This is a genomic window from Spirosoma fluminis, from assembly GCF_054778895.1.
The window spans coordinates 1-517 of record NZ_BAAGZD010000042.1 but is presented as its reverse complement, the minus strand read 5'-3'; the positions used below and the strand labels follow the sequence as shown (position 1 = coordinate 517).

General features: G+C 52.4%; 2 tRNA genes and 1 rRNA gene. All 3 read right to left on the bottom strand.

The features are described 5' to 3' along the window. Positions 1-189 precede the first annotated feature (189 nt). Positions 190-263, bottom strand: a tRNA-Ala gene (locus ACYVBJ_RS26290). 15 nt (positions 264-278) lie between these two features. After that, positions 279-352, bottom strand: a tRNA-Ile gene (locus ACYVBJ_RS26285). 47 nt (positions 353-399) lie between these two features. Next, positions 400-517: ribosomal RNA gene (locus ACYVBJ_RS26280) — 16S ribosomal RNA — on the bottom strand; the annotation flags it as partial.

Here is a 517-nt window from a genome sequence, read left to right as displayed (position 1 = left end):
TCGCTTGCCACGTCCTTCATCGCCACCAGAAGCCTTAGGCATCCCCCAGACGCCCTTTTGCTGCGTGTTCTCACGCTTATAGTTCAACTCTTGAGCAACTCTTCTACTTGCTTTTCACCCTAAGCCGGCTCTCGCCAGCTTAAGTCTCTCCCTGTAGGTCAAAGAACGAATGAACCCGAATGGTTCATGTGGAGAATAACGGATTCGAACCGTTGACCCCCTGCTTGCAAAGCAGGTGCTCTAGCCAGCTGAGCTAATCCCCCTTATGTTTACTTGCGTGGGCCTGCGTGGACTCGAACCACGGACCTCTACATTATCAGTGTAGCGCTCTAACCACCTGAGCTACAAGCCCAGATCCTTGCATATTAACATCAATAGTAGTATCAAAAATGGCTCCAGAAAGGAGGTGTTCCAGCCGCACCTTCCGGTACGGCTACCTTGTTACGACTTAGCCCCAGTCGCCGAGTTTACCCTTGTCCGGTTGTGACCCCGAACTTCAGGTCCCCCCAACTCCCAT